Here is a 9238-nt window from a genome sequence, read left to right on the forward strand (position 1 = left end):
CCTCAAGAGCGGCTGAACAAGGAGATCCGCCGTCGCACCGACGTGGTCGGGATCTTCCCCGGCCGCGACTCCCTGATCCGCCTCGTCGGCGCCGTCCTGGCCGAACAGAGTGATGAGTGGACCGAGAACCGCCGCTACATGGGCCTCGATCTACTGGCCCGCTCACGCATCCGCATCGTCACCACCGAAGCCGCACCGACCGGCAGCGAGGCACTCATGACAACCGAGGCAATAACCGCCTAGAATCCCGAACCAAGATCACGCGGAGTCGATCTCATACACCACTCCGCCGGACGTGACCGACAGTCCGGCGAAATCCGGGCCAGGCGCGAGGTACTGATGTCGGTTGGTGATGTCAGGCGGGCGGGAAAGGGCGACGGTGTCCCGGCACTCGTCCGCATGCGGCAGGACCACCGGCGGCTCTGAGTAGGGCTCCGGGCAGCTCCGGACATCAGTCGGCCGGCGGAGCCTTGTCCCGCTTTGCACCGACGTCCTGCTCCGGTCGACCCGGCACGTCCCGTCCGGCTGTCGTGACGGCGGTGTTATCCGGCGCGGCTGTCCCGTTCCCTGCCCCGCGGGGCGGCGCGCCAGCCTCCGCCGGCTGTTCCGGCCGACGTCCGGAGACGACCACGGTGGTCAGGGGGCCCTCACGCCGGAACCCGACCCGCAGTGCCGCGAGCATGCCGCAAACCATGATGAAGATCGGCAGGCCGATCACGGTGATGACCTCCTCGAGCGCGCTGATCGCTTCGTCCCCGCCGAGCAGCAGCAGGGCGGCGGCGAGCCCGCCGAGCGAGAGCGCCCAGAACAGTCGCTGGCGCAGCGGGCTCATCTCGCCCGTGCCGGAGCAGAGCATGTCGACCACCAGCGACGCCGAGTCCGCGGAGGTGACCAGGAACAGCACGACCACGATGACAGCGATACCGGAGATCAGCGTTGCGAGTGGGAGCTGTTCGAAGAACGCGAACATCGCCAGCGAAGCCCCACTGTCGGCCACGGCGGTGGAGATCGGGCCGCCCTGGCCGTCGATGCCGTCCGAGGCCATCGCCGACCAGCCGAAGATCACGAACCAGACGACCGTGAACGCGGCCGGCGCGAGCAGCACGCCGCCGACGAACTGGCGCACGGTGCGGCCGCGGGAGATGCGAGCGAGGAACACGCCCATGAACGGCGCCCACGTGACTGTCCATGCCCAGTAGAAGACGGTCCAGCTCGCCTGCCAGCCCCAGCCGCCCGGGTCGGTGTAGGCGGCGAGCGAGTCGTTCCAGAACGACAGCGGGATGATGCTGCTGGCGTAGAGGCCGACGCTCTCGACGAGCGAGCGCAGCAGGAAGACCGTCTGCCCGCCCGCGAAGAGGACGAACAGCATGAGCCCGACGGCGATGCCGATGTTGAGGTTGGACAGCCGCTTGATGCCCTTGTCCAGACCTGCCGCCACGGAGAACGTCGCGATCACCGCGACCAGCAGGACGACGCCGACGCGCAGTGCGGTCGAGTCCGCCATCCCGGTCAGCGCGCTGATGCCGGCGCTGATTTGGGAGGTGCCCAGGCCCAGCGACACGGCGAGGCCGAACATCGTGCCGAGTACGGCGGCCACGTCGATGGTCTTCCCGATGGGGCCGTGGATGCGGTCGCCGAGTAGCGGGTAGAAGACCGACGAGACCCGCAGCGGCAGGTTGTAGCGGTAGATGAAGAAGCCGAACGCCAGGCCGGGCAGAGTGAAGATCGCCCAGGTGTGCAGGCTCAGGTGGTAGAGCGCGAAGGACATTGCGTCCTCGGCGGCCTGCGCGCTGTACGGGGCGACGCCGTCGAACGGCGGCTCGCTGAAGTGCGAGATCGGTTCGGCGACGCCCCAGAACATCAGGACGGTGCCGATACCACCGGCGAAGAGCATCGAGAACCAGGACAGGTTCGAGTACTCCGGCCTGTCGTTGTCGCCCCCGAGCCTGAGGTTGCCATAGCGGGAGAGCGCCGCCCAGGCCAGGAACGCCAGCCAGACGGTCACGCCGAGCACGAAGAACCAGCCCAGGTTCGTGGTGATCCACTCCCTGCCGGCGGCGAACACGGTGCCGATCGGTCCTGGGAAGATCAGTAGGAGGGCCAGGAAGAACAGCATCAGCCCGGCCGACCAGAAGAAGATCTGCGGGTTCGTCCGCAGCCCCATCCTGTTCGCGAGATCCTGCAACGCGATCACTCCTCCCCGATCGACGGGCACGCCGCATCGGGCGTCCACTGGCGGGATCGGTAGCCGGCACGGCGTCGGCGCAATCGCGCAAGAATGTCCGATTGCTGTCCAACTGTCCACTAATGATTCGTGTCGGCGGCTCCTGTGGTGCCCGCCGCGGCCATCTGAGCCGCACTCATCTCGGATTCACAACGATGTGTGACCACCCGACCTGTTCGGGTGTCGGGAGCTGCCTGCGCTGCTCCTGGGGGCAATCAGTCGAGGTGGACAGGCAGCTCGTGGTAGCGGGTCCAGAGCGGCATCGGCTCGAGTACGAGTTCGTCTCGTGGGACGGCCAGCGAGAGCCGGGGTGAACGGGTCAGTAGCGCCTGCACGGCGATCCGGGCTTCGAGGCGGGCCAGGTTCGCCCCGAGGCAGAAGTGCGCGCCGTAACCGAAGCCGAGATGGTGGTTGGGGCTGCGGGTGATGTCGAACCGGTCGGGTGCGTCGAAGGCCTCCGGATCCCGGTTCGCCGAACCGAGCAGCGGCATGACGGTGGAACCGGCCGGGATCGTCCGGCCGTCCCAGTCGATGTCCTCGGCGGCGGTCGCCGGTTTGGTGCCGCCGACCGGTCCGCAGAAGCGCACGATCTCCTCGATCGCGGAACGCCAGAGGCCCTCGTCGTCGGGCGCCTGTCGGAGGCGAGTCATCTGGTCGGGGTGGTCGAGCAGCGTGACGACGGCGTTGGTGATCAGGTTGTAGGTGGTCTCGTAGCCGGCGATGACCAGCGTGAACACCATGGCGACGACCTCGTCCTCGGTGAGACGGTCGCCATCCTGCTCGGCCTGGATCAGGCCCGTGAGGATGTCGTCGCCCGGGGCGGAGCGTTTGCGGGCGACCAGGTCCCGGGTGAACGTGATCAGGTCTCCGACCTGCTCGTCCCAGCCCTCGGCGCTGCGGTCGCTCAGCAGGGCGGCCACCCCGTCCTGGAACCGTGGGCGGTCGGCCTCGGCGACCCCGACCATCTCGGAGATGACGGTGTAGGGGATGGGCAGGGCGAAGTCCTGACGCAGGTCGACGACGTCGCGATCGGTCAGAGCGTCGAGTCGATCATTGGCGAGTTCGCGGACCCGCTCGCCGAGCTGAGCGGTCATCCTGGGGGTGAAGGGCTTGGACACGAGCGTGCGCAGGCGCTTGTGCTCCGGATCGTCCTTCATGATCAGCGACTCGGTGCTCAGCAGCCGTAGGTGCTCGGGCAGGCCTGCGGCGATCGCCGCCCCGCCGGCAGGTGAGCGGGGCAGCCGGGGATCGGTGAGCATCGCGCGGCAGTCGCGGTAGCGGGAAAGGATCCAGATCGGTTGGGAGACCGGTCCGTAGACGAGCTCGGTCCGGGCGAGTGGGGCGTTCTCACGCAGCCACGCGTAGTGCCCGAGCGGGTCGGCGCTGAATTCGGGTGTCCCGATGGTGAAGGGGGCCTCGGGAACCGGTGTGGTGGGAATGCTCATGGCCGGTGCTCCTCCTCTGGTCGGGCGCCGCGTGCGGCGCGGTCACCGGGCCGTCGAGCGCATCGCTCGGCGACCGGGCTGTCATGGCGGCCTGGCGCCTGCACGGCGTCGAGCACCCAGGCTGCTGCGTCGGCGATGGCGTGCGGGTTCGTGTGCGACAGCAGGTGGCCGCCACGGGGGATGATGGTCGTGGAAGCGTGCAGCAGGCCCGCCGCCGGCGGCTGTACTCGCCGCGGGGTGAAGAACCGGTCGTGCTCGCCGACCAGGACCTGGCAGGGCGTCGTCCGCCACCGGGTGATGACGGGGTCCGGCAGTGGCGGTGGCGCCAGACTGCTCCGGGTGTGCAGGGCCGCCAGGGTCATCCACTCGACCAGGTGGTCGTGGTCGGCGACGACGCCGTCGCCATACATCACCGCGAGCATCCGCGCCGACCTGGCCGGAGTCGGCTGGGCCAGCCAGGGTAGTGACGCCCACAGCATCCCCGGGGAGAGGCGGGCGTCGGTGAGCCCGGCCGGGGCGGCCAGGACCAGGCCGGCGACCTGTGAGCGCGGGGTCGCGCACAACGCCACCGCGGTGCCGCGTGATTCGCCCACCAGAAGCACCGGTCCGTCGCTGACGGTCGCGAGAACGTGGTCGAGCCAGTCCCGGTAGACGCCGACGAGATCGGCACGTGGGCGCTCCCCGGTACTCAACCCGGGTTGCCCTGGCAGGTCGGGCACGGTGACGCGGAAGCGGCCTGCCAGAGCTCGGATCACCGGGATCGAGGTAGCAGCGTTCATGTTCGTCCCGGGCAACAACACCAGCTCCTGCGGGCCGGGCCCGGCCGTCGTCAGGTGGGTCGGGCCGAGCGGGGAGTCCACGAGCCGTCGGTCTGCCGAGGGCAGACGCCGGTCCAGCTCGTCGGCACACCAGGTGCCCAGCGCTGCGCGTCCTGCTTCCGACCGGTAGATGTCCACCGAGTTTCCTTCCGGACGTAGAAACGTTGAACTACGCCGACCAGGCTTCCCGGCACACCGGAAATGACCGTACGCCCACGTGTTGCCGGGGGAAAGTGTTTACCCCCAAGGGGCCCGGCCGGGGACCGCGGCGCTGTCAGAGTTCGCCGTGGCGGCGGCCCCAGAGCAGGCAGCCGATCGGGACGAGCACCAGCTGCACGCCGATCACGACCGCTACCGCGAGGTTCGTCGGGAGGAGCACGAGCACCGCGGCGTAGAGCACCGCCAGCAGCATCACTGCGAGGACGACTCGCCAGGGCACCCGTGTGCCGGTGCAGCGGGCCGGTGGGTGGACGATCCCTTCGGTGCCGTCCATCAGCCGGTGGAGGTCGGGGTCGTCCCGACGGGTCACACGCGCGATTTCGTCCAGTATACGACGTTCACGCTCATCGAGGGGACGCACCTGACGATCCTCGGACACGGGTCTCGCTCCCTCCGGACTGTCACGACAAGCGTGAGCTGCGTATGGAAGGCACTCATCTTCCACCGGGCCATTCCCGACCTCGCCCAAGTCGTTCCTGGATCGTTACTCGTGGCTGACGAGCTGCCAGGAGAGACAAAGTCGCAGGTCAGTGCCAAGCAGCTCGCGGACCGGGAGGGCTCCGTGTGCGGTGCCTGCCGGATGCCGTCCGCCACAGACCGTGTGACGAGCTTAGGATCCGCCCGACGTAATACGGGCATTTCACTGGTTGAGATCGATACGGGTCAGGCACAGGAGGATCTTGTGATCAGCCGCTACCTGAGGGAGCACACCAGCCCCCCGGTGTTCGTGAGCTCGGCGGTACTCGCGGTCGGGTTCGTGTTGTGGGGGGTGATCTCGCCGGGTTCCCTCGGTACCGCGGCCACCGCGGTCAACTCGGTGATCACGACGAACTTCGAGTGGCTCTACATCTTCTCCGCGAGCGTGTTCGTCGTGTTCGTGATCGTGTTGATGTGTTCGCGCTACGGACGGGTGCGGCTCGGCCCGTCGGACTCGACGCCGGAGTACCGGACGATCTCCTGGTTCGCGATGCTGTTCACCGCCGGGATGGGCATCGGCCTGGTGTTCTACGCGGTGTCCGAGCCGGTCACGCACTTCCTGGAGCCCCCGGTCGGCGAGGGTGGCACCCCGCAGGCCGCCGAGAACGCGATGCTCTACACCTTCTACCACTGGGGTCTGCACCCGTGGGCGATCTACATCGTGCTCGGGCTGTCGCTGGGCTACTTCGCGTTCCGCAAGGGCCTGCCGCTGCGCCCGGCCGCAGCCTTGTATCCGCTGATCGGGAACCGGATCAACTCCTGGCCGGGCTACCTGGTCGACGTGCTGGCGGTGTTCGGCACACTGTTCGGGCTGGCGACCTCGCTGGGCATCGGCGGTCAGCAGGTCGGCGCCGGGCTGGAAGCGCTCTTCGGGATCGAGAACACCACGGGCCTGCAGGTCCTGCTGATCCTGGCGATCACCGCCGTGGCGGTCGTGTCGGTGATGCTGGGCATCGACAAGGGCATCCGGAACCTGTCGCTGCTGAACCTGTGGCTGGCGTTCGCGCTGATGCTGTTCGTGTTCTTCTTCGGTCCGACCCGCGATCTGCTCAACGCCACGGCCGCCAACGTCGGCACCTACCTGCAGCAGTTGCCAGGGCTCAGCTTCGAGACCTTCCCCGGCAACGAGGACGCCCAGACCTGGCAGAACAGCTGGACCCTGTTCTACTGGGGCTGGTGGATCTCCTGGTCGCCGTTCGTCGGCATGTTCCTGGCCCGAATCTCCTACGGACGCACCATCCGCCAGTTCATCGGCGGCGCCCTGTTCGCCCCGGTCGGGGCGTCCATGGTCTGGCTGACGATCTTCGGTGACAGCGCTCTGGAATCCCTGCTCGCCGACCCTGCGCACCCGCTGGCCACCGCCGACGCCGAGACCTCGATCTTCGTGCTGATCGACGGACTACCGGTACCGCAGTTTCTGGCAGTGCTGGCCTCGGTGCTGGCGATCGTCGTGGTGGTGCTGTTCTTTGCCACGTCTTCGGACTCCGGATCGCTGGTCGTCGATATCCTCACCAACGGTGGCGACCCGCACCCGAAGTGGCAGCAACGCCTGTTCTGGGCCGTGCTGGAGGGTGTCATCGCCGCGGTGCTGCTCGGCGCGGGTGCCGCTTCCGGGGAGGACGCGCTGTCGGCGCTGCAGACCGCCTCGATCGTGGCCGGCCTGCCGCTGTGCATCGTGCTCATCCTCATGGCGATTGGCCTGAGCCGGGCGCTGCGTAGCGAACGGTTTGTCGTCGCCCTCCCGGCGGAGCCCTCCCCGCTGGTCAGTATGCGCTCGGGGCCCCGGCACGCATCCGTGCCCGATACTGCCGAGCACGGGGCCGGCGCCACGACCGAAAGTGGTAACGCCCAGGCCGTGCATGACCCCGACCATCCGCTGATGTCGGAGACCGAAGTCGCCGAGGTCTCGGCGTGGCGACCGGACACGGATGGTCACGAAGGCTCGTCCACGCAGCTGCCGGAGCGGGCCCGAGATGACTCATGACGTGGAGACGTTCCCCATGTTGGTCCGCAGCCGGGGCTGAGCCCCGCCGTGGTAAGTCGGGCACGTCTCGCGCGCGATGACGATCGGCCGCTGCGCACCGCTCCCTCCGGCTGGAGAAGGACGAGGAAGACTATGGCCCGGGTGGCCATGCCCGACACTTCCGCGTAGGCCACGCTCGCAGTGGTGTGACATGAACCGTCGCATGGTCGGTCGTTCCGCGGGCCGCGAGGCCGTCGTGGGTCGCGTCCCGCGTGCATCGACATGGGTGATTCCGTACTGTCGCTTCTGGTGTGCCGGGAAGTCTGGTCGGCGTTGCTGTCATCGTCGTCCGAAGGGGCCCTGTGGGCACATCGTCTTTTCGTTTCCTGACCCTGCTCGGCCGTGGATCGCGGAGCCCGCTCTCACGCATCGCTGAGATCCTGCGTACTGAGGCCGTCGGCGGTGTCTTGCTCGTGACCGCCGCCGCGCTCGCGCTGCTCTGGGCCAACTCGCCGTGGGGTGAGGTCTATACCGCGTTGACCGAGTTCCGGATCGGGCCCGCCGCCCTTCACCTGGATCTGACGCTCGCCCAGTGGGCGGCCGATGGGTTGCTGGCGATCTTCTTCTTCGTCGTCGGATTGGAACTCAAGCGCGAGTTTGTCGCCGGGGACCTGCGTGATCCGCGACGTGCGGTTCTGCCGATCGCGGCCGCGGTCGGCGGGATGATCGCGCCGGCATTGCTGTACGTGGCATTCGCAGCCCGGGCGGGAGGCGGGGCTCTCTCGGGGTGGGCCATCCCGACCGCCACCGACATCGCCTTCGCCCTCGCCGTCCTCGCAGTGATCAGCACCCACCTTCCGGCCGCGCTGCGCACGTTCCTGCTGACCCTAGCCGTGGTTGACGACCTACTGGCCATCACCATCATCGCCATCTTCTACACCGACTCCCTGAGCCCGGCCCCCCTTCTGCTGGCTCTGCTGCCGCTCGGACTGTTCGCACTGCTTGTCCAGCGTCGGGTGCGGTCCTGGTGGGTTCTACTACCGCTGGCGTTGCTGACGTGGGTCTTGGTCCACGAATCCGGGGTGCACGCCACCGTGGCCGGCGTACTGCTCGGGTTCGCCGTCCCCGTCCTGCGCCGCGGGGACGGGCCCGGCCCGGGGTTGGCCGAGCACTTCGAACACCGGTTCCGCCCACTCTCGGCCGGTATGGCGGTCCCGGTGTTCGCCTTCTTCGCCGCCGGGGTCACCGTCGTTGGCGGTGAGGGGATCGCGGCTCAGATTGCCGATCCGGTCACCGTCGGCATCATGGTCGGTCTCGTCGTGGGCAAGGCTCTCGGTGTCCTCACTGCCACGTGGCTCGTCCAGCGTGTCACTCGCGCAGCTCTCGCTGCCGAGCTGAGCTGGTGGGATGTGCTAGGGGCGGCGTTGTTGGCCGGGATCGGGTTCACCGTCTCGTTGCTGATCGGGGAACTCGCATTCGGTGCCGGCAGCGATCGCGACGACCATGTGAAGATCGGGGTGCTGTTCGGCTCGCTGCTGTCGGCGCTCACCGCAACGGGCGTACTGCGCATCCGAAACCGGCACTATCGACGGCTCTGTGCCGAGGAGGAGTTCGAGCACAGCCATGGAGGCGTGCCCGGCGCACATCGAAGGCGAGGCGAAGCACATGGACGCAACTGACGCCTGAACGCCATGACGGCCGCAACTGTGCGTCGCTGAGCAAGCCAGCAGAAGATCGGGTTACGTCCGCGGAGGTGGTGTACGGGTTCGTCGCTGGTGAGCGGCGTGGCGTCGTGACGTGAGACGGCCACCGCGTGATCTTTCTCGAGTACCGACCAAGGAACTCCAGGAAGGACCACCACGATGGCCGCACCACACAGTGTGGACCCTGCCCAGCTTGTCGAGGAGCTCGCCTCGGCGGGTGTGTCGCCGGATCTGTTGCAGACGATGATCGCGACGATGGCGAACGCGTTGATGTCGTCGCAGGCCGATCAGCAGTGCGGGGCCGGCTATGGCGAGCGCAGCAGCGAGCGGACGAACCAGCGCAACGGCTACCGGGCCCGGGAGTGGGACACCCGAGCGGGCACGATCGA

8 protein-coding genes are annotated in these 9238 nt (G+C 68.1%); 4 read left to right on the forward strand and 4 right to left on the reverse strand.

Going from position 1 to position 9238, the window contains the following annotated elements:
* Positions 1 to 243 (forward strand): transposase (locus BM093_RS33435; RefSeq protein ID WP_177238870.1); only part of this gene is annotated, 243 nt, incomplete at its 5' end.
* Positions 244 to 451: 208 nt separating this feature from the next.
* On the opposite strand, the gene BM093_RS33440 is transcribed toward BM093_RS33435, so the two are convergent.
* From BM093_RS33440 to BM093_RS33455, 4 genes are all read right to left on the reverse strand, one after another.
* Complete coding sequence (locus BM093_RS33440) at positions 452 to 2305, reverse strand: BCCT family transporter (RefSeq protein WP_218163054.1); 1854 nt, start codon at positions 2303 to 2305, stop codon at positions 452 to 454.
* Positions 2306 to 2439: 134 nt separating this feature from the next.
* Complete coding sequence (locus BM093_RS33445) at positions 2440 to 3669, reverse strand: cytochrome P450 family protein (RefSeq protein ID WP_093357124.1); 1230 nt, start codon at positions 3667 to 3669, stop codon at positions 2440 to 2442.
* Positions 3666 to 4625 carry an alpha/beta fold hydrolase gene (locus tag BM093_RS33450; protein ID WP_093357126.1) on the reverse strand — a complete coding sequence of 320 codons (960 nt, stop codon included), beginning with the start codon at positions 4623 to 4625 and terminating at the stop codon, positions 3666 to 3668. The genes BM093_RS33445 and BM093_RS33450 overlap by 4 nt, the downstream gene beginning before the upstream one ends.
* A 136-nt stretch (positions 4626 to 4761) precedes the next feature.
* The gene (locus tag BM093_RS33455) at positions 4762 to 5085 is read right to left on the reverse strand and encodes a DUF3040 domain-containing protein (protein WP_177238871.1); all 324 of its coding nucleotides are present in this window, start codon (positions 5083 to 5085) and stop codon (positions 4762 to 4764) included.
* Between the two features lie 111 nt (positions 5086 to 5196).
* Between BM093_RS33455 and BM093_RS33460 the strand changes: the two genes are divergently transcribed.
* The 3 genes from BM093_RS33460 to BM093_RS33470 all read left to right on the forward strand — a co-directional run.
* On the forward strand, positions 5197 to 7167 hold the full coding sequence (locus tag BM093_RS33460; RefSeq protein WP_245773980.1) for a BCCT family transporter: 1971 nt from the start codon (positions 5197 to 5199) through the stop codon (positions 7165 to 7167).
* Between the two features lie 341 nt (positions 7168 to 7508).
* Positions 7509 to 8825 carry a Na+/H+ antiporter NhaA gene (gene nhaA, locus BM093_RS33465; protein ID WP_093357135.1) on the forward strand — a complete coding sequence of 439 codons (1317 nt, stop codon included), beginning with the start codon at positions 7509 to 7511 and terminating at the stop codon, positions 8823 to 8825.
* Between the two features lie 183 nt (positions 8826 to 9008).
* On the forward strand, positions 9009 to 9238 hold a 230-nt coding region (locus tag BM093_RS33470), incomplete at its 3' end, for a transposase (protein ID WP_177238872.1).

The organism is Pseudonocardia ammonioxydans (assembly GCF_900115005.1).
GTDB lineage: Bacteria > Actinomycetota > Actinomycetes > Mycobacteriales > Pseudonocardiaceae > Pseudonocardia > Pseudonocardia ammonioxydans.